We start from the raw sequence: 19,559 nt of genomic DNA on the forward strand, positions 1-19,559 counted from the left end.
AACTAGCTAATCCTACGCGGGCTCATCTCAGGGCGATAAATCTTTGGTCTTTCGACATCATCCGGTATTAGCACCCCTTTCGGGGAGTTATTCCGAACCCCAAGGCAGATTCCCACGCGTTACGCACCCGTGCGCCACTAGATCCGAAGATCTCGTTCGACTTGCATGTGTTAGGCATGCCGCCAGCGTTCGTTCTGAGCCAGGATCAAACTCTCAAGTTTGATGTTCCACCACATAGCCGCCGGAATGTGCGACCATGCAGCAGCTCATTTCTAGGAGCCGTTCCTGCACATTCTTGTGGAACCGTCCGATCAGGCGAACCCGACCAAACAGCTCCCACGTATGGAAACGTGTAAGGACATGTATGAAACGGCTTGGCTTTTACCGAGCACCTTGCACCTAGAAGCTGCAAGACCCGGAGCCGCCGCCCACATGTCCCTTCATCTAAACCAACAATGTCAAAGAGCGACAAAAATCGACGCTGCGCCTTTCCCCTTTTTCCGGGGCGGCCGCTGCGCCTGAATTTCGGTGACCGCCGCTGCCTCAGTGAAGAGCACCGCGTCGGTGAAATGGCTTCTATGCGCCGTTCCCAACACCGTCAACGAGAAAATGAAACTTTCTGTCGTTTTCGTGACAGCACCCCAGAAAATGGCGGTTTTCTGCGGTTTTTGGTCGCCGCTGACGCCGTCGGGTATGACCTTTTGATGACCATCCCCGCCGAATCAGCGGCGAATCTCCCGAGAATCAGCCCTGCATTCCCGGAATCGCGGTGAATGCGCGCACCATTTCGGCCTCGTCGCCGCCCCACACGGCATGGCTCACCGCCAGGAAGTCGGCACCCGCCTGGACGAGCGGCGCTGCATTGGCCGGGGTGATTCCGCCGATCGCCACGCAGGGAATCTCGAACAGCGTCGACCACCAGGACAGGATCACCGGTTCGGGGCGATACTCGGTCGTCTTGGTGCTCGTCGGATAGAAGGCGCCGAACGCGACATAATCGGCCCCCGCCTCCCCGGCATCCATCGCCAGGTGGCGGCTGTCATGGCAGGTCACGCCGATCTGGACGTTGGGGCCAAGGATCGTGCGCGCCTCGCGGGCGTCGCCGTCCCCCTGCCCCAGATGCACGCCGTCGGCGCCGAGGCGCTTGGCCAGGCTCACACTATCGTTGACGATGAAGGCGACCTCGGCATCGGCGCAGATGCGCTGCAGCGGCTCGGCGAGCTTGGCGGCCTGGTGCTGATCGACATCCTTGACGCGGAACTGGAAGGCGGCAACCGGGCCGGCATCGAGCGCGCGGCGCAGGCGATCGGCAAAGCCGCCGGTCACGTCGAGCGGCGAGATCAGGTAGAGCTGGCAGGGCGGGCGCCGATCGTCGCGGACGAATTTCTCGGCAAAGCCATCGAGGTTCGCTTCGTCGTCGAGATCGTCGAAGGGATCGGACATTATGTACTCCGCTGCTGAAATCTGGCGGAACTCTACCGCCTTTGTCGGCGGGCCTTCCACCCCCTGTCGGTCGGGGTCAAGCAGCGGCAGTTATACGGCGGCGCCGTCCGGGCGAACCCGTCGGCGCCGCCGGGGCAGGTTTCAGGCCTCCTCGCCCTTGTAGATCGCTACCAGCTTGTCGAGCATCGCCAGCGCTTCGGCGCGGGGACGCTGGAAGGTATTGCGGCCGATGATCGAGCCCTGGCCGCCGCCGGCGAGAATGTCGCGGGCGTCCTGGTACACTGCATCCGCGCCCTTCGATGCGCCGCCCGAGAAGACGACGATGCGGCGGCCGGCGAAGCAGCTCTGCACGACATGGCGCACGCGGTCGGCCTGGTTGGACCAGTCGGTGCCTTCGTAGAGCTTCTTGGCTTCGGCCTGCTCGATGTTCGACGCGGGCAGCTTGACCTTGATGATGTGCGCGCCGAGCAGCGCCGCCATGTGCGCGGCATAGGCGCCGACGTCGAGCGCCAGTTCGCCTTCCTTGCTGAGCTTGCCGCCGCGCGGATAGGACCAGATCACCGTCGCGATGCCGACCGAGGCGGCCTGGGCGCGCATTTCCTTGATCTCTTCCATCATCTCAAACACGCCGTCGGCGCCCGGATAGATGGTGAAGCCGATTGCCGAGCAGCCGAGCCGCAGCGCATCGTCGACGCCGCCGGTCACCGCCTGGTCGATGCCGGTCGCCCAGCTGTTCGAGCTGTTGACCTTGAGGATCGTCGGGATCTGGCCGGCAAAGGTGTCGGCGCCTGCCTCGATCATGCCGAGCGGCGCGGCATAGGCCGAGAGGCCGGCGTCGATGGCGAGCTGGAAATGGTAATGCGGATCATAGGCATCGGGGTTGACCGCAAAGCTGCGCGCCGGGCCGTGCTCGAAGCCCTGGTCGACCGGCAGGATGATCAGCTTGCCGGTGCCGCCGAGCTTGCCCTGCATCAGGATGCGCGCGAGATTCGCCTTCACGCCCGGATTGTCGGAGCCGTAATTGTCGAGGATCGCTTTGACGGCCGGCGTAATGCCCATGATGGTTCCCTCAATGGTGTTCGATGCCGCGTCCCTATCGCGCCAAATTGGTAACGCAAAGGCTGACAACGCTGGTCACTTGCTGCGGAGCAAAACTTCTTTCGCAGTAGCGTAACAGCTCGGATACCTGCCGGTAAATTGGTGCTCCATTGGTGTACCCGCGGGTCGCGATTGACGCGGTGCGGCGGCGCGCTAGCCTGTGCTGGGGGAACAAGGGGGGACAGACTCATGTGGAATCGACGTCGGGTGCTGCAGGGAAGCGCTGCGTTGCTGCTGCCGAGCGTGCCGGCCAATGCGGCGCCGAAGCCGGTGGTGGGCCAGCCCGCTCCCGAAGCCGAGCTGACGCTGGTCAGCGGGGAGAAGCTCCGCCTGTCGGAGATGCGCGGCGACGTGGTAGTGCTCAACATCTGGGCGACCTGGTGCGTGCCCTGTCGCGAGGAATTGCCGCTGCTCGACCGCTATTACGCGATTCAGAAGCGCCATGGCCTGCGCGTCTATGCGCTGACCACCGAGTCTTCGGTACCGCTGCACAAGCTGAAGCCGCTGTTCGAGACGCTGAGCATCCAGCCGACGAAGAAGATCAAGGGGCCGTACGACGCCATCGATGGCGCGGTGCCGTCCAACTATGTGATCGATCGCGCGGGGGTGCTGCGCTACGCCGAGGCGGCAGCGTTCGATCTGGACGATCTGAACCGGGAGCTGGTGCCGCTGCTGAAGGAAGCCCGGCCGGATTAAGGGGCTTCGTATCCTCCCCCGCCAGGGGGAGGTGGCGCCGGAGGCGACGGAGGGGGAGGTCCGCGACCAACTGGCCGGCGTGCTTCCGCCCCCTCCGTCAGGCTGCGCCTGACACCTCCCCCTGGCGGGGGAGGATACGGCTTTGTTTCTGTCCGAGGGGGGGTCAGCGTGCCAGCGCAGCGACGCCGGGGAGTTCCTTGCCTTCCATCCATTCGAGGAAGGCGCCGCCTGCGGTCGAGACGAAGCTGAACTCACCCGCGACACCGGCCTGGTTGAGCGCCGCCACCGTGTCGCCGCCACCGGCGACCGAGACAAGCTGGCCTTCCTTGGTGAGCGCCGCCGCGGTGCGGGCGAGCGACACGGTCGCCGCGTCGAAGGGCGGGATCTCGAAGGCGCCCATCGGGCCGTTCCAGACCAGGGTCTTGCAGGTCTTGAGCACGTCGGCGAGCGCCTCGGTGGCGGCGGGGCCGACATCGAGGATCATCTCGTCCGCCGCGACCTCATGGACGTTGACGGTGCGGACCGGCGGGTTGGCGCGGAATTCCTTCGCCACCACCACGTCGTACGGCAGGTGGACGGTGCAGCCCGCGGCGTCGGCCGCGTCGAGGATCTCCTCGGCGGTACCGGTCAGGTCGTGCTCGCACAGGCTCTTGCCGACATCGACACCGCGCGCGGCGAGGAAGGTGTTGGCCATGCCGCCGCCGATGATCAGGTGATCGACCTTGGCGACGAGGTGCTTGAGCACGTCCAGCTTGGTCGAGACCTTGGCGCCGCCGACCACCGCCGCGACCGGATGCTCGGGGTTGCCGAGCGCCTTGTCGAGCGCGTCAAGCTCCGCTTCCATCTGGCGGCCGGCGAAGGCGGGCAGCTTGTGGGCCAGCCCCTCGGTCGAGGCGTGTGCGCGGTGCGCGGCTGAGAAGGCATCGTTGACATAGAGGTCGCCGAGCGCTGCGAAGCGATCGACCACGGCCGGATCGTTCTTTTCCTCGCCGCCGAAGAAGCGGGTGTTCTCGAGCAGCGCGATGTCGCCGTCGTTCAGCGTCGCGACCGAGGCGGCATCACCCTCCCAGTCGATATAGCGGACCGGGCGGCCGAGCACCTGCTCGAACGGCTTCACCATCTGGGCGAGCGAAAGCTCCGCGCTGGGATTGCCCTTGGGTCGGCCGAAATGGGCGAGGACCAGCACCTTGGCGCCCTTATCGGCCAGTTCGGCGACCGTCTGGATCGCGGCGCGCAGGCGCGTGTCGTCGCTCACCTTACCGTCGGCCATCGGCACGTTGAGGTCCTCGCGGACCAGCACCCGCTTGCCGGTGATATCGCCCATGTCGTCGAGCGTCTTGAAAGTGCGCGCCATGCTGAACCCCTCGCGTTTGAATTTGCTGCGCGAGCGGCATCCTGTCGGCGGAGCGCTCGCATCCTGCGCTTGTGCCCTTGTTCGCCGTGCCGCCCTCGCCCCACCATCGTCATCCCGGCGGAAGCCGGGATCCATTGGCCTGGACGTCTTCGCTCCTGCCTCGCCCGAGTGGCGAATGGATCCCGGCTTTCGCCGGGATGACAGAAGAAGCATTGCCCAGCGACACTAAGGCCGCCTTCGAGATGGGAGGGGCTGATCCTCGGGCCGATCGCCCGTGCAGCCGTCCTCCCCTCCCCTAGCCCCTCCCGCAAGCGAGAGGGGAATTTAGAAGAGTCCCCCGCCGAAGCGGAGGACTTCCGTCTTAGAGCCCCGCCATCACGGTCGCGGTATCGACCATGCGGTTCGAGAAGCCCCATTCGTTGTCGTACCAGCTGACCACGCGGACCAGCTTGCCGTCGATCACCGCGGTCTCCAGGCTGTCGACGGTCGAGGAGGCCGGCGTGTGCACGATGTCGGCCGAGACGATCGGATCGGCGGTGTAGACCAGCACGCCCTTGAGCGGGCCGCTCTCCGACGCCGCCTTCAGCACGGCGTTGACTTCCTCGACCGAGGTGTCGCGCTTCGGCATGAAGGTCAGGTCGACCAGGCTGCCGTCCGGCACCGGCACGCGGACGGCCGAACCGTCGAGCTTGCCCTTGAGCTCCGGGAGCACCTCGCCCACCGCGCGGGCGGCGCCCGTCGTGGTCGGGATGATCGACATCGCGGCAGCGCGCGCACGGCGCAGGTCCGGGTGGATCTGGTCGAGGATCTTCTGGTCGTTGGTATAGGCGTGGACCGTGGTCATCAGGCCGCGCTCGATGCCGATCGCGTCGTTGAGGACCTTGGCGACCGGCGCCAGGCAGTTGGTGGTGCACGACGCGTTCGAGACGATGGTGTGCTCGGCGGTCAGCTTGTCGTGGTTCACGCCGTAGACGACGGTGAGGTCGACATTCTTGCCCGGGGCCGAGATCAGCACCTTCTTGGCGCCGGCGTCGATGTGCTTCTGGGCATCTTCGCGCTTGGTGAAGAAGCCCGTGCACTCGAGCACGATGTCGACGCCGTTCTCGGCGTGCGGCAGGTTGGCGGGATCGCGCTCCGCGGTCACCTTGATGCGCTTGCCGTCGACGACGATGTCGTTCCCGTCGGCTTCGACCGTGCCCGGATACTTGCCGTGGATGCTGTCCCGCGAGAACAGCCAGGCGTTCGACTTCGCGTCCGAGAGATCGTTGATCGTGACCAGCTCGAGCCCGCTTTCCGGGCGCTCAAGGATCGCGCGTGCCACCAACCGGCCGATACGTCCGAAACCGTTGATCGCAACCTTGGTCATGCCTGTTCTCCGTTCAGCTTAGCGAGGATCTGCGGAACGATGGCGTCCGCAGTGAGACCGAAATGTTCGTAGAGCTTTAGATAGGGACCCGAAGCGCCGAAGCCATCGACACCGAAGCGCAAACCATCGTTTCCGGTATAGCGCTCCCAGCCGAAGGTGGTGCCAGCCTCGATCGACACCTTGAGCGCATCCTGCGGCAGGATGTCGCGGCGATAGCCGGCGTCCTGCGCATCGAAGCGCTCGAAGCAGGGGACCGACACGACGTCGGCGCCGATACCTTGGGCTTCCAGCGCCTCGCGCACGGCAACGGCGATCTCGACTTCGGAGCCCGTCGCCAGCAGCACCACCTTGCGCGGCGCCTCGGCCTCCAGCAGCGCATAGGCGCCGCGGGCCGAGCGGTTCTCGGCGGCTTCGGTGCGCAGCTGCGGCAGATTCTGGCGGCTGAGCGCGATCAGTGCGGGGCCGTCGGTCTTGGCGAGCGCGGCTTCCCAGGCCTCGGCGGTCTCGACCGCGTCGCACGGGCGCCACACGTCGAGGTTGGGGATCACGCGCAGGCTCATCAGATGCTCGACCGGCTGGTGGGTCGGGCCGTCTTCGCCGAGGCCGATCGAGTCATGCGTCATCACATAGACGACGCGGGCATGCTGGAGCGCCGAGAGGCGGATCGCGGCGCGGGCGTAGTCGGCGAAGACCAGGAAGGTGCCCCCGTACGGGATCACGCCGCCGTGCAGCGCCATGCCGTTCATCGCGGCGGCCATGCCGAATTCGCGGATGCCGTAATTGACGTAGCGGCCGCCATAATTGTCGGCGTCGAGCCGCTGCAGCCCCTTGGTCAGCGTGTTGTTCGAGCCGGTGAGGTCGGCCGAGCCGCCGATCGTCTCGTCGAGGATCGCGTTGACCGCTTCCAGCGCGAGCTCGGACGCCTTGCGGGTCGCGACCTTCTGCGGATTGGCGAGCAGGCTCTGCACATGCGGCTGGAGCAGGTTCGGCTGCACGTCGCCGCGGCGTTCCCAGCCGAGGCGATCGGGGTGCGCCGCGAGGCGCTCGGCCCAGGCGGCGTGCGGCGCGGCACCGCGGGCACCGGCGGCGAGCCACGCGTCGCGGACGTCCTGCGGGATCTCGAACGCCGGATGGTTCCAGCCGAGCGCTGCGCGCGCGGCAGCCACTTCATCCTTGCCCAGCGGCGAGCCATGGACCTTGGACGTGCCCTGCTTGTTGGGCGCGCCCCGGCCGATCACGGTGCGGCACTTGACCAGCACCGGCTTTTCGCTGGCGACCGCCTCGTCGAGCGCGCGGACGATATCCGCCTCGTCATGGCCGTCGCATTCGACGACGTGCCAGCCGGTAGCGCGGTAGCGCGCCGGAATGTCCTCGACCGAGGAGAGCGACACCGCGCCGTCGATCGTGATCTTGTTGTCGTCCCACAGCACGATCAGGCGGTTGAGCTTGAGATGCCCGGCGATACCGATGGCTTCGTGGTTGATGCCTTCCATGAGGCAGCCGTCGCCGGCGATCACCCAGGTCTTGTGGTTGACCAGGTCGTCGCCGAACACCGCGTTGAGGTGCCGCTCGGCGATCGCCATGCCCACCGCCATCGCCAGACCCTGGCCCAGCGGGCCGGTGGTGCATTCGACGCCCGCCAGCTCGAAATTCTCGGGGTGGCCGGCGCAGGGGCTGCCGATCTGGCGGAAGTTCTTGATGTCCTCCAGCGTCGGGCGGGCATAGCCGGTGAGGTGCAGCAGCGAATAGAGCAGCATCGAGCCATGGCCGGCCGACAGCACGAAGCGATCGCGATCGGGCCAGGCGGGGTCCGCCGGATCGAACTTCAGATAGCGCTGGAAGAGGACGGTCGCGACGTCGGCCATGCCCATCGGCATGCCCGGGTGACCCGAATTGGCGGCCTCAACCGCGTCCATGGAAAGCGCGCGGATGGCGTTGGCGCAATCGGCGAAGGATGCTGTCACGTAATATTCCCCGTCTGGTCGCGCACGCCTTTGGAAGCATGGCGCTCCGCCGTCAACCGTTCGGCGCAAGCGTTACGACCTGCATTAACCGTGCTGCCCTTGCCGCTGCGGCGAACCATGCTATCCGGCAGGATAATGTCCGACTTAGTAGCAGATCGTATCGAGCGAGCGCTGAAGCGTATCGAAGTCGCCGCGGCCGCGCAGTCGCAGGTGCGCACCAAGCTCGAGACCCGCAATGCGACATTGCGCACGCGGATCGAGTCGGCGCTGGTCGATCTGGACGCGCTGATCGCACGCGAGCGCGAGCTGGAAGCCCAGTTGGCCGGCGACGAGGAGAATGCAGCCGACGAGGAGCAGGGCTGATGGCGGAGATCACCCTCCAGGTCGCCGGGCGCAGCTACACGGTATCCGCACGCGACGAGGACATGCCGCATTTGCGCGAGCTGGAGGCGCGGATCGGACAGCATGCCGATGCCGCGCTGCGCGCGGCCAGCGGGCAAAGCGGCGAGCGCACCCTGCTCTATCTCGCGCTGATCCTCGCCGACGCGCTGGACGAGGCGGAGAAGAAGCCCGCCCCCGCGCCTGCCGTTCCCGACGGACTGTTGGAACGGATCGCCGATCGGCTCGAAGCCGTCGCATCGGCCCTTGAGGAAAGCGACGCGACGTCCTAGATTAGAGCCGTGGCGGGAACTGCCCGGTGCGAGCCTTAGCAATTATCCCTGAGGCTATAATCTTCATCCATGGGAGCTGTCCCTGTGCAGATCCTGGTCTGCAACACATGGTTCCCACCTGACGTTCTGTGCGTCGGTGGATATTCAGGCCAACGGCCCATGGTGGTTCCCGTCACACCTTGCCCGCGAAACCGATGCTGAGCGACAAGCCCGCCCTCCGGGCCCGGCTGCGCGCCGCGCGCGACCTGTTCGCAGCTGAATCCAGCACCGCGATCCGCGCCCCCGAAGCCTTTGTCGAACGGCTGACGCCCGGCATGATCGTCGCCACCTATTGCCCTGTGGGCAGCGAGGCCGATCCGACCCAACTCGCCGCCGCCGCCGCCGAGCGCGGCTGTGCCCTCGCCCTGCCTCACGTGATCGACCGCGCCGCGCCGATCCGCTTCCTCGCCTGGGAGATGGGCGCGCCGCTGGTTGCGGGGCCGTTCGGGCTGCGCCAGCCGGATACTGCCAGTCCCGAGGTCGCGCCGGACGTGATCCTGACGCCGCTGATCGGCTACGACCCCCGCCTCAACCGCCTCGGCCAGGGTGCCGGGCATTACGACCGCGCCTTTGCCCGGTTCGAGCAGGCGTGGCGGGTGGGCGTTGCCTGGTCCGCACAGGAAGTCCCTGCCCTCCCCGCCGACATCTGGGACGTACCGCTCCACGCCGTGGTGACCGAGCAGGGCATGCTGTGGCACGAAGAGCCATGAACCCCAGCTGGCGCAAACCCGCCGGGGCGCTGGCGATCGTCGGGCTGATCCTGGTCTGGGTGGTGCTGGTCGCGAGTTTCTCGGGGCAGATCGGGCGGCTGCCGATCCTGGTGCAGACGCTGGTCTATCTCGCGCTGGGGATCGTGTGGATCCTGCCGCTCAAGCCGCTGCTGCGCTGGATGGAGACGGGGCGCTGGCGGATGCCCCCTCCACCGCACCGCTGACGCGGCGGCGGAGGCCCCCTCCACCACGCCGCTGGCGCGGCGCGGTCCCCCTCCCCCGCTATCGCGGGAGAGGAGACACTAAGAGCAGCAGTAGAATAGCGTTTCCTCTCCCGCGAAGCGGGGGAGGGGGACCGCCGCCGAAGGCGGTGGTGGAGGGGGCCCTGCCTCAGCGCCGCTCCCGCACCGCCTTGAACTCCGACCCCGCCTTCCACGTCGGCCACCCCGACCCGTTCGCCAGTTCAGCCCCGATCGTCCCCAGCAGGTCGATGTCCTGCACCGCGCCCGCCAGGTTCCAGTCCGGCCCCCAGGCGTCGCAGGCCTGGTGGTAGCATTGGCCCGTATAGGCGTCGATCCACGCCTGCCCCGCCGCCACACCGCCCTGCTTGAGGTCTGACGCACCGGCGATGCCCATCAGCAGCAGCGTGGGCACGCCCTGCTTGGCGAAGGAGAAGTGATCCGCCCGGTAGAACAGCCCGCGCTCGGGCAGCCCCTCGGGCGTCACCCGCCGCCCCTGCGTCGCGGCGACGCGGGCCATGTCGTCCTCCAGCGTGTTCTGGCCCTTGCCGACCAGCACCACGTCGTTGGCGAGCCCCGCGGTCTGCAGGATGTCGAGCGTCAGGTTGGCAACGGTCTTGGCCATCGGCACCACCGGGTGCTGGGTGTAGTAGAGCGAGCCGAGCAGCCCGCGCTCCTCCGCCGTCCAGGCCGCGAAGACGACGCTGCGCTTCGGCGCCGGGCCCGCCTTCATCGCCCGCGCGATCTCGAGCAGCCCGGCGATGCCCAGCGCATCGTCATTGGCGCCCGCGCGGTAGATGCGGCCCTTCGCATCGGGCTTGCCGACACCATAGGCATCCCAGTGCGCGCCGAACATCACCGCCTCGTCGGGCCGTTCGCTGCCGGGGATCTTGGCGAGCACATTATAGCTGTCGACCTGCTCGGCGGTGACCGGCACGTCCGCGGTGAAGCGCACGCCTTCGAGCGGCACCGGCCGGAAGCTCGCCTTGCGCGCCTCGACGCGCAGCTTGGCAAGGTCCAGCCCGGCCGAGGCGAACAGGCGCGTCGCCGCCGCGCCCTCCAGCCAGCCCTGCAGCGCCACGCTGGTCAGCTCCTCGGACTTGCGGACGATGTCGTAATTCTCGCCGCCGCTGCTCACCACGACGTTCCAGCCATAGCCGGCGCCGGGCGTGTCATGGACGATCAGCGCGCCCACCGCACCGCGCCGCGCCGCTTCCTCGAACTTGTAGGTCCAGCGGCCATAATAGGTCATCGTCCGCCCGCCGAACTTGCCGGCGACCGGCTCGCCCTTCCCGGCCGCAAAATCGGGATCGTTGACCAGGAACACGGCGACCTTGCCCTTCAGGTCGACGCCCTTGAAATCATCCCACTGCCGCTCGGGCGCAGTGACGCCATAGCCGACGAACACCACCGGTGCGCCGGCGATTCGCGCGGCGGGATCGGGGCGAATCGTCGAGACGTAGAGGTCCTTGGCCTGCTCGACGGGCATCGCACCCTTGGGGCCGTCGAATCGCAGCGTCTGCGGCGGGCCGAGGCGGGTGTGGAGCAGCGGCACCTTCTGCAGCCACTGGCCGTCCGGACCGGCAGGCTCCAGCCCCAGCGCCTCGAATCGCGCGACCAGATAGCCGAGGGTGCGGTCCTCGCCGCGGGTGCCGGGTGCGCGGCCCTCGAACGCGTCCGACGCCATCGTGCGGACGGTCTGTTCGATTCGCTTCGAATCGGCAGCGATCTGGGCCGAGGCCGGAAAGGCGGTGGTGGCGAGGAGGAGCGCGGAGAGCGCGACGGTGCGAGCAGAAGTGCGGATCATCGCAGCGGCTTAGCGCAGAAACGGGAGGGCCTGCAAAGGGCCCGGCCAGCGCGCATGTCCCTCTTTTCCTGAGGAGATGCGCCGCATGGCGCGAGTGACGGGGCTCGAACCCGCGACCTCCGGCGTGACAGGCCGGCGCTCTAACCAACTGAGCTACACCCGCTTGCTTCCAAGCGAGGAAATCTTGAACGGCCAATCGCCGCCGGATTCCATAAGGAGTCACGCAAGGCGAGTGGCGCGAGTGACGGGGCTCGAACCCGCGACCTCCGGCGTGACAGGCCGGCGCTCTAACCAACTGAGCTACACCCGCTTGAGCCAAGCGAGGAGGCGGCACCTAGCCGCGTGTTTTCAGGCTGTCAACCGGATTGATCGAGGTTCGCGCGACGACGCGAACGAATGTCCGAAGGATCGCGCACCAGCGTGCCCTGCTCGAACAGGAAACCGGCGATATCGGGCTTGCCCGCGGCGTTGAGCACGGTCTGGATGATGATCAGCAGCGGCACCGCCAGCAGCGCACCGGTGGTGCCCCACACCCAGCCCCAGAAGCTCAGTGAGATCAGGATCATGATCGGGTTGATGGTCAGCCGGTGGCCGACGATCAGCGGGGTGACGACGTTCGCCTCGACGAGATGCGCCGCGATCATGATCGCCGGGGGCACCATCGCCGTGCCGATATCGGCATAGGACATGAGGCCCCCCACCGCGAGCAGCAGCGCGGCGATGACGGGCCCGATATAGGGGATGTAGTTGAGCAGCGCGACGAGGCCGCCCCACATCAGCGGTGTCGGCATGCCCATCAGCCACAAGGCGCCCGCGACGATCAGGCCGAGGGTGACGTTGATCAGCGTGATCGTGCCCAGATAGGCGGAGGTATCGTCCACCACGTCCTGGATCACCCGCGCCGTGGCCATCGCGCCGCCGAAGCTCGACCGGCTGGTGATCGCGCGCCGGCGCAGCCGGGTCCAGCCCGAGAGGAAGAAGTAGATGACGAGGATCGCGAAGAACATCTCGATCAGCGCCGACGGGGCCGAGGTGGTGAACAGGTCCATCAGCGACGTCGGCGGCTGCGCCGTCTGCACCACCGGCTGGCGCACCGGCGCCGAGGCGAAGTTGTTCAGCGTCTTGTTCACGAACCGCTCGAGGTTCGAATAGAAGCGGATCAGCGGTTCGAGATTGTGCTGGATCTTGGGGATGCTCTCGGGCAGCCGGCGGATCCACTGCCAAGCAGGCACCACGATCGAGGCGAGCGCGACGTTCGCCGCGGTGAGGAACAGCAGCACGCAGATGAACGCGGCGATCGGCGCCGGCAACCGGTGCCGCTCAAGCCATTCGAGCAGCGGCACCAGCGCGATCGCGATCACCAGCGAGGCGGTCACCGGCAGGAAGAAGCGCGAGCCTGCCTGGAGCGCGAAGGGCAGCGCGAGCACCAGGCCCATGCCGGCGATCAGCACCAGCGCGGCCATCAGCCGGTCGCGGCGCAGGCTCGGCTCCGGCTCTTCGTTTTCCCAGTCTTCCGGCAGATCGGCGGCCGCGATCGGATCGGGAACGCCCCCTGCGCCACCGCCGTCTCCACCCATCATCCCGGTACGCTGGTCCACGCGAAAATCCCCTTCTGGTACAGTGTAGAGGCGCGATTGTGTTGCGGCAATGCAAGGCTCTAACACGGCGCAATTGCGGCGGCAGGTGTTGCCAGCTAGCCTCAATTGCATGGCCGAATTGCTTCTGGTGATCGACGAGGGCACCACCTCGACTCGGGCGATGCTCTTCACGCCTTCCGGACAATGTGTTGCGAGTAGATCTGCAGAACTGACGCAGCATTATCCCGGTCCTGGCCTCGTCGAACATGATGCGGGCGAGATCTGGCGGCAGAGCCATGCCTGCGCCGCGGCGATGGTGACGCTGGCGGGCGGGCCCCAGCGGATCGCCGCGATCGGCATCACCAACCAGCGCGAGACGGTAGTGTTCTGGGACAAGGCGACCGGCGAGCCGCTCGCCCCCGCGATCAGCTGGCAGGACCGCCGCACCGCGCCCCTGTGCCAGGCGATGCGGGAGGCGGGCGAGGAACCCGGCATCCAGGCGCGCACCGGGCTGCTGCTTGATCCCTATTTCTCCGGCACCAAGATCGCCTGGGCGATGACCAACTGGCCGCAGCTCAAGGCCGCGGGCGACCGGCTGGCGATCGGTACGGTGGAAAGCTGGCTGGTGTGGAAGCTCACCGGCGGGCTCCACATCACCGATGCCACCAACGCCTCGCGCACCCTGCTGATGGGCCTGAACAACGGCGGCTGGAGCGACGGGCTGGTCGAGCAGTTCGATGCGCCGCGCCCCGCGCTGCCCGAAATCGTCGACTGCGCCGGCCGCTTCGGCGTGACCAAGGCATTCGGCGGCGCGATCCCGATCTGCGGCCTCGCCGGCGACCAGCAGGCGGCAACCATCGGCCAGGCCTGCATCACCCCCGGCGACACCAAGGCGACCTACGGCACCGGCGCCTTCGTGCTGACCAATGCCGGCACGCGCCAGCCCCGTTCGCGCCACCGGCTGCTGTCGACGGTGCTGTGGCAGCTGGGCGGGCGGCGCACCTATGCGCTGGAGGGATCGGTCTTCGTCGCGGGCAGCCTCGTCCAGTGGCTGCGCGATTCGCTCGGCCTGATCGCCACCGTGCAGGAGAGCGAGGTGATGGCGCGCTCGGTGCCCGACAATGCCGGCGTCTATTGCGTGCCGGCGCTCACCGGCCTCGGCGCGCCCTGGTGGCATCCGGAGGCGCGCGCGGCGATCTCCGGGCTGAGCTTTTCGTCCGGCCGCGCGCATATCGTCCGTGCCGCGCTGGAGGCGATGGCGCATCAGAGCCACGACCTCGAGACCGCCTTCGCCGCCGATGGCGCGCGGTGGGGCCGGTTGCGCGTCGACGGCGGCATGATCACCAACGACTGGATCGCGCAGGATCTCGCCGACATGCTCGCCCTCCCCGTCGACCGGCCCGATTTTGCGGAAACCACCTCGCTGGGCGCGGCGATGCTGGCGGGGCTCGGCTGCGGCATGTTCGACAGCCTCGACGACGCCGTGATGATGCGCGGCACGATCCGGACGTTCGAGCCGCAGATGGAGCCGGACGTGCGGGCGGCGCGGCTGGCGGGATGGCGGGATGCGATCAGCCGCGTCCTTGCCGGCGACTGAGCCTTTGCCGTGCGCATCGCCGCGGTCCAGTGCCGCCCCGTGTTCGACGACGCCGAACGGACCATCGCGGCGATCGTCGCGCGGCTGCGCTGGGCCGAGGCGGAGGGGGTCGATCTGCTGCTGTTCCCCGAGGCGTGGCTGCTCGGCCATGCCTATGACGCGGCCGTGATCCGGGCGCGTGCCGAAGTCGCCTCTAACGACGCCCTCCCCGCGCTGTGCGCGCGCATCGCCCGGTTTCCCACCACGCTCGTGGTCGGCGCGCTCGAAGCCGTTGATGGACAAGTCTTCAACAGCGCGGTGGTGATCGAAGCGGGCCGTATAGTCGGCCGCTATGCCAAGGCGCATCCGAACGAGGACGGCGTCACGCCGGGCACCGACTTTCCGGTCTTCGCGCGATCGGACCGGCGCTGGGGCATCAACATCTGCAACGACGCCAACTTCCCGGACGCCGCGGCGCGGCTGGCGGAGCAGGGCGCCGGCCTGATCCTGTACCCGCTGAACAACTTGCTGCGCCCCGAAACCGCCGCGCGCTGGCGCGAGAAGAGCCTCGCCAATCTCATCGCACGTGCGCGGGAGACCGGGTGCTGGGTCGCCTCGGCCGACGTCGCGGGAACGGCGAACGACCGTCTCAGCTATGGGTGCACGAGCATCCTGTCACCGGCAGGAGACGTAATGGCCCGGGTGCCGGAACTGGCAGAAGGCGTCGCGATGTTCGATCTGCCGGGAGCGACGGCGCTCAGCTGAACAGCCAGCTGCCGAGCAGTCGTCCCGGCAGCAACGTGAATAGTGCGGCGACCGCCAGCCCCAGATAGGTGAGCGACATCACCCGGCGGTGCGCCTCGATCCGGTGGCGGCGGGCGAGCAGGATGCCGCGCGGGATCATCAGCAGCACCACCACCGACAGCAGATGGATCGGGCTAAGGCTGCCGGTCATGCCACGCAGCCCGAAGCTGGAGAGCGCCGCGACCAGCATCAGCACCGCCCAGAGCTTGCCCAGCATGCGGTGCAGCGCATCGCCCTTGCGCCGGACCAGCACATAGGCGCCGAGCGGCAGCGCCGGCAGCACCGCGACCAGATGCATGACCAGCCAGAGGTTGCGCATGCTTGACCGGGCGACCGCGCCGCTTGCAAGGCCATGCACGAAGGCCAGCAGGATGGCACCACCGGCGATCACGCCCAGGGTGACGATCAGCCGGTCGCGCGCGGGGAGCAGGAAGCCGGAATGTGCAACGTCGTTCATCAGTATCTCCTTTCCGGCCATGATGCCGTCGGCCGCATCGCGGGCGAGCGGCTTTGCGGGAATGGTCGGATCGGCTTCGCGAGCGGCTCCCTCTACGCGCGGGCGTACCGTTCGCGAAGCGTGAACGGGCTCGCCGCATGATCGGCAAGCGCAGGCTGTTCGCGGAGCTTGCCATTCTGGGCGGGCTGATCCTGGTGCTGACGGCGCTCGGGCCGTTCGGATCCTATGCAACGCCGCTGGGGCCGCGCCTGCTGCATTGGGCGCTGTACCTCGTCACCGGCTATGCCTCTTTCCGCCCGGTGATCGCGGCCGGGAGCGCGCTCAGCCGCCAGACGGGGATGTCACGGCTCGTCGCGATTGCGGTCGCCTGCGTGTTCGGGGCCTTCCCGACCAGCATCCTCTTCGTCTTCGTGGCCGCCGGTCCCGCGTGGCGGTCGGTGACGGCCGCCAATCTTGCCGGCGCCTATCTGCAGACGCTGATCGTCGGCGCGACGGTGACGATCGTGCAGCTTCTCGCCGAGCGCGGCGCTGGTCCCGCCGACGCCGCCCCTGCCCCCTCAGCCACGCCGCTTCCGGATCCACAACCAGTCGCGGCTGTCGATGCGATCGAGGAAGAGGTCGCGCCCGCGCTGCTCGACCAGCTTCCGCCCCATCTTCGCGGACCGATCCTCTGCCTCGAGAACGAGGACCATTATGTCCGCGTGCACACCGCCCAGGGCAGCGCGCTGGTGCTGATCCGGATGCGCGATGCCGTCGCCCAGCTGGAGGGCCAGGGCGCGCGCGTCCATCGCAGCTGGTGGGTCGCGCGCCGCGCGGTGGCCGGTGCCGTCCGGCAGGATCGCAACTGGAAGCTGCGCCTGGTCGACGGTCGGGACGTGCCGGTGGCGCGCGCCAGCGTGCCGGAACTCCGCGCGCTGGGCTGGCTGGGCGACGAACCGCCCGCCGCCTGATCCATAAAAAAACCGGCCCCGGGGCGTACCCCAGGCCGGCCAGGTCAATCCTCGGGGAGAGGAAAGCTCAGAACTTCACGCCGATCCCGGCGAAGTAAGTGGTGCCGCTGCGCGTCTCGTTGTGCAGGCGGTGGTAGATGCTGTTGTACTGGACCTCTGTCTCGTTGGTCAGGTTGATCGCGTCGAGCGTCAGCCGCACCCGGTCGGTCACGTTGAAGAAGGCTGCGGCGTCGACATAGACGGTGCCGTCGAAGCCGTCCTTGCTCGCCGCGTTCTTGCCGTCATAGGCGGTGCGCAGATACGACGAACGATAGTTCATCGAGCCGCGGATGCCCCAACGCTTGGTATCATAATAGAGCGTCGCATTGGCGTTGGTGTTCGACAGGCCCGGGATCGGGCTGTCGACGCCCTTGTTCGGTGCGTTGGAGTCGAGCAGCGTCAGGTTCGCCGCCATGCCCAGCTTGTCGAACGGCGCAGGCAGGAAGGTGAAGTTGGTCTGCGCGGCCATCTCGACGCCGGTGACATAGGCCTTGGCGAGGTTCACCGGCTGGGTGAACTCGGCGACGATCGTGCTGGGGGTCGCGCCCGCCACCATCGAGGTCGGCAAGCCGGTGCTGCTGTAAGGCACGTTCAGCAGCGTCTGGCTGGCGACCAGGTTGCTGATGTCCTTGTGGAACACGCCCAGCGAGACGAGGCCGATCTTGCCGAAATACCATTCGGCCGAGGCTTCGACCGAATTGTCCTTGTAGGGCTTGAGGTTCGGGTTGCCGATGCTCGCGGTGATCTTGCCGTTATCGGCATTGGCGCTGCCCGAGGCCGCGACCGAGCTGAGGCCCGGGCGGTTGATGTTCTTGGCGGCGGCAACGCGGATCAGGAAGCTCGGCGTCACTTCCAGCGTGGCGTTGAGCGTCGGCAGCACGCCCGAATAGTGCGAGCTGGTGACGTTGGTGCCGATCGGCGTGTCGTTGCTGTTGGTGACATAGCCGGTGCTGTCGAGATCGGTGAAGTATGCCCGCAGGCCGATATTGCCGCGCAGGCGCATGCCGCCCAGCGGCGCGTTCCACTCGAGCTGGCCATAGCCGGCGGTGGTGGATTCGATCACCTTGTAGGTGTTCTCGATATCGGTCGCGCCAGCCACGGTGTGCGCGGCGTTGTAGGTCGCGAACGCCTTGGCATAGTCGCCGGTGATCCAGCTGGCCGCCTTGTTCTGGTCGAACACCACCGCGTAGGGCGTGACCGCCGTGCCGGTGACGTTGTGGAACTGGCCGTCATTGTAGATTTCCGAGCCCGAGGTATCGTAGCGGCGATAGCTGCCGCCGGCGCGCAGCGTGAAGACGTCGTTGAGCTTCAGCGCGGCGTTGCCCACACCTTCCTTCAGGCTGGTCTTGTTCCAGAATTCGCGGAAGTAGAATTCCTTGAACGTGTAGTTGGCCGGATCGGTGGTGTTCCAGCGATAGGCGTTGGTCGCGCCGGTGCCGTCGGCGTCATAGGTGGTCGTCATGCCGCCCTGCGCGCGCAGGTACAGCTTGTCGTCACACGGGGTGGTGTACTTCGAGTCCTCATAGCCGACATGGCCGTCGAAGGTCAGGCTGTCGCTGGCGTCCCACTTGCCGGTCAGCGCGATCTGGTTGAACTTGTTCTTGTTGAGCGAGCGGCGATGCTCGCTGGCATAGGTCGCCTTGTCGACGCTGATCGCATCGACGAAGCTGGTGCTGTCCCAGTGGATCGAATTGATCTTCGAGCCGGTGTCGAAGATCACCGAGCCCGAGGTATTATCCGGCCGCGTCGCCAGGTGATATTCGTCGCGATGGGTGGTGAACTCGCCGTGGAGCCCGTCGATCGTGAACAGCAAATTGTCGGACGGACGCCACTGGGTGGCGAGCGTCAGGCCGAGGCGCTCCTGCCTGGCATCCCATACCGACAGGCGGTTGCCCGAGGCGAACACCAGGTCGCCCGACTTGAACTTGGCCTGCTGGTCGGCGGTGAGCGCCGAGATGTCGAGGCCCTTGTCGAGATAGCCGGCGATCTGCTTCGCGCTCAGCTGCGTCGGCGAATAGGTGTTGTAGCCCTGCTCCTCGGTCTTGCGCTTCGAATAGGCGACCGAAAGGAGGATGCCGAAGCGATCGCCCCAATTCTGGCTGAGCATCGCGGCGACGCGCGGCTGCGCATCCTTGGTGAAGCTGTTGGTGCCGAGCTTGGCCGAGATCGCGCCGGTCAGCCCCTGCTTCTGCTCCAGCGGCTTGGCGGTGAACAGGCCGACGGTGCCGGCCATGCCGCCCTCGGCCTGCGAGGCCTGGTAGCTCTTCTCCACCTCGACGCGCGAGAACAGCTCGGAGGCGAAGATGTTGAAATCGAAGGCACGGTCGCGCGAGCGCTGGCCGCGGCTGTCCATCGCCGAATCGACATTGCCCAGCACTTCCATGCCGTTCAGCTGGACGCGGGTGAAATCGGGGCCGAGGCCGCGCAGCGTGATGCGGCGGCCCTCGCCGGCCTCGCGGTTGATGGCCACGCCCGGCAGGCGCTGGATCGATTCGGCGAGGTTGAGCTCCGGGAACTTCGCCATGTCCTCGGCGACGATCACGTCCTTCATGATGTTGGAATCGCGCTTCAGATCGCGCGCTTTGGCGAGCGAAGCGATGTAGCCGTTGACGACGATCTCGCCGTCTTCCTGGGCCTGCGACGCTGCGTCCTGCGCAGCGGCGGCCATCGAGATGCAGCTCGCGCCGACGGCCAGCGCGGCGAGCGCCGCGCGGTAGGTGAATGCCATAATGCCCTCCCTTGTGGTGTGTGGGGGCGTGCCTGCCCTGG

The 19,559-nt window shown here is 67.3% G+C and carries 18 protein-coding genes, 2 tRNA genes, 1 rRNA gene and 1 other RNA gene; 10 read left to right on the forward strand and 12 right to left on the reverse strand.

Translation table 11 applies throughout. The annotated features are described in order from the left end of the window. Positions 1-221: ribosomal RNA gene (locus tag BM009_RS14770) — 16S ribosomal RNA — on the reverse strand; the annotation flags it as partial. A gap of 307 nt (positions 222-528) precedes the next feature. On the opposite strand from BM009_RS14770, the gene BM009_RS22650 reads away from it, so the two are divergent. Then, positions 529-705 carry a hypothetical protein gene (locus BM009_RS22650; protein ID WP_175488045.1) on the forward strand — a complete coding sequence of 59 codons (177 nt, stop codon included), beginning with the start codon at positions 529-531 and terminating at the stop codon, positions 703-705. Between the two features lie 39 nt (positions 706-744). Here BM009_RS22650 and thiE read toward each other — a convergent pair whose 3' ends face one another. Further along, on the reverse strand, positions 745-1,443 hold the full coding sequence (gene thiE, locus BM009_RS14775; RefSeq protein WP_093297408.1) for a thiamine phosphate synthase: 699 nt from the start codon (positions 1,441-1,443) through the stop codon (positions 745-747). A gap of 141 nt (positions 1,444-1,584) precedes the next feature. Beyond that, positions 1,585-2,502, reverse strand: coding sequence for a class I fructose-bisphosphate aldolase (locus BM009_RS14780; protein WP_093297409.1), 918 nt, complete (start codon positions 2,500-2,502; stop codon positions 1,585-1,587). A gap of 228 nt (positions 2,503-2,730) precedes the next feature. Between BM009_RS14780 and BM009_RS14785 the strand changes: the two genes are divergently transcribed. Beyond that, positions 2,731-3,237 (forward strand): TlpA family protein disulfide reductase, encoded by a 507-nt coding sequence (locus tag BM009_RS14785; RefSeq protein ID WP_093297411.1) that lies wholly within the window; start codon positions 2,731-2,733, stop codon positions 3,235-3,237. A 163-nt stretch (positions 3,238-3,400) separates the two neighbouring features. Here BM009_RS14785 and pgk read toward each other — a convergent pair whose 3' ends face one another. The 3 genes from pgk to tkt form a co-directional block, all read right to left on the reverse strand. Further along, the gene (pgk, locus tag BM009_RS14790; RefSeq protein WP_093297412.1) at positions 3,401-4,591 is read right to left on the reverse strand and encodes a phosphoglycerate kinase; all 1,191 of its coding nucleotides are present in this window, start codon (positions 4,589-4,591) and stop codon (positions 3,401-3,403) included. A 361-nt stretch (positions 4,592-4,952) separates the two neighbouring features. Further along, the gene (gap, locus tag BM009_RS14795) at positions 4,953-5,957 is read right to left on the reverse strand and encodes a type I glyceraldehyde-3-phosphate dehydrogenase (protein WP_093297414.1); all 1,005 of its coding nucleotides are present in this window, start codon (positions 5,955-5,957) and stop codon (positions 4,953-4,955) included. Beyond that, entirely contained in the window at positions 5,954-7,921 is a 1,968-nt protein-coding gene (tkt, locus tag BM009_RS14800) for a transketolase (RefSeq protein ID WP_093297415.1), read from the reverse strand. Before tkt ends, gap begins: the two co-directional genes overlap by 4 nt. Before the next feature lie 135 nt (positions 7,922-8,056). On the opposite strand from tkt, the gene BM009_RS14805 reads away from it, so the two are divergent. The 5 genes from BM009_RS14805 to BM009_RS14825 all read left to right on the forward strand — a co-directional run bounded on the left by BM009_RS14805 (position 8,057) and on the right by BM009_RS14825 (position 9,565). Beyond that, entirely contained in the window at positions 8,057-8,284 is a 228-nt protein-coding gene (locus tag BM009_RS14805; RefSeq protein ID WP_254772302.1) for a hypothetical protein, read from the forward strand. Then, positions 8,284-8,592, forward strand: coding sequence for a cell division protein ZapA (locus BM009_RS14810; protein ID WP_093297418.1), 309 nt, complete (start codon positions 8,284-8,286; stop codon positions 8,590-8,592). Before BM009_RS14805 ends, BM009_RS14810 begins: the two co-directional genes overlap by 1 nt. 13 nt (positions 8,593-8,605) lie before the next feature. Further along, a non-coding RNA gene (gene ssrS / locus BM009_RS14815) (6S RNA) lies at positions 8,606-8,765 on the forward strand. Between the two features lie 21 nt (positions 8,766-8,786). Next, a complete protein-coding gene (locus BM009_RS14820) occupies positions 8,787-9,341 on the forward strand; it encodes a 5-formyltetrahydrofolate cyclo-ligase (RefSeq protein ID WP_175488046.1) in 555 nt (184 codons plus the stop codon). Next, the gene (locus BM009_RS14825; protein ID WP_093297419.1) at positions 9,338-9,565 is read left to right on the forward strand and encodes a DUF2842 domain-containing protein; all 228 of its coding nucleotides are present in this window, start codon (positions 9,338-9,340) and stop codon (positions 9,563-9,565) included. Before BM009_RS14820 ends, BM009_RS14825 begins: the two co-directional genes overlap by 4 nt. A 166-nt stretch (positions 9,566-9,731) precedes the next feature. On the opposite strand, the gene BM009_RS14830 is transcribed toward BM009_RS14825, so the two are convergent. From BM009_RS14830 to BM009_RS14845, 4 genes are all read right to left on the reverse strand, one after another. Further along, positions 9,732-11,387 (reverse strand): M28 family metallopeptidase, encoded by a 1,656-nt coding sequence (locus tag BM009_RS14830; protein ID WP_093297421.1) that lies wholly within the window; start codon positions 11,385-11,387, stop codon positions 9,732-9,734. Between the two features lie 86 nt (positions 11,388-11,473). Continuing rightward, positions 11,474-11,550 (reverse strand) — tRNA-Asp (locus tag BM009_RS14835). A gap of 70 nt (positions 11,551-11,620) precedes the next feature. Continuing rightward, a tRNA-Asp gene (locus BM009_RS14840) sits at positions 11,621-11,697 on the reverse strand. Positions 11,698-11,743: 46 nt separating this feature from the next. Continuing rightward, complete coding sequence (locus BM009_RS14845; RefSeq protein WP_254772319.1) at positions 11,744-12,850, reverse strand: AI-2E family transporter; 1,107 nt, start codon at positions 12,848-12,850, stop codon at positions 11,744-11,746. A 244-nt stretch (positions 12,851-13,094) separates the two neighbouring features. Here BM009_RS14845 and BM009_RS14850 point away from each other — a divergent pair, with 244 nt between their 5' ends. Both BM009_RS14850 and BM009_RS14855 read left to right on the forward strand, forming a co-directional pair. Next, the gene (locus BM009_RS14850) at positions 13,095-14,561 is read left to right on the forward strand and encodes an FGGY family carbohydrate kinase (RefSeq protein ID WP_093297424.1); all 1,467 of its coding nucleotides are present in this window, start codon (positions 13,095-13,097) and stop codon (positions 14,559-14,561) included. A 9-nt stretch (positions 14,562-14,570) separates the two neighbouring features. Continuing rightward, the gene (locus BM009_RS14855; RefSeq protein ID WP_093297425.1) at positions 14,571-15,305 is read left to right on the forward strand and encodes a carbon-nitrogen hydrolase family protein; all 735 of its coding nucleotides are present in this window, start codon (positions 14,571-14,573) and stop codon (positions 15,303-15,305) included. Here BM009_RS14855 and BM009_RS14860 read toward each other — a convergent pair. Continuing rightward, positions 15,298-15,801, reverse strand: a complete 504-nt coding sequence (locus BM009_RS14860) for a DUF2306 domain-containing protein (protein ID WP_175488047.1) — start codon at positions 15,799-15,801, stop codon at positions 15,298-15,300. The genes BM009_RS14855 and BM009_RS14860 overlap by 8 nt on opposite strands. Before the next feature lie 137 nt (positions 15,802-15,938). Between BM009_RS14860 and BM009_RS22280 the strand changes: the two genes are divergently transcribed. Beyond that, a complete protein-coding gene (locus BM009_RS22280; protein ID WP_139216635.1) occupies positions 15,939-16,751 on the forward strand; it encodes a LytTR family DNA-binding domain-containing protein in 813 nt (270 codons plus the stop codon). A 67-nt stretch (positions 16,752-16,818) separates the two neighbouring features. Here BM009_RS22280 and BM009_RS14870 read toward each other — a convergent pair whose 3' ends face one another. Continuing rightward, positions 16,819-19,518, reverse strand: coding sequence for a TonB-dependent receptor (locus BM009_RS14870; protein ID WP_093297428.1), 2,700 nt, complete (start codon positions 19,516-19,518; stop codon positions 16,819-16,821). Positions 19,519-19,559: the final 41 nt, after the last annotated feature.

Origin of the sequence: Sphingomonas sp. NFR04 (assembly GCF_900114095.1) — a bacterium.
Taxonomy (GTDB): Bacteria; Pseudomonadota; Alphaproteobacteria; order Sphingomonadales; family Sphingomonadaceae; genus Sphingomonas.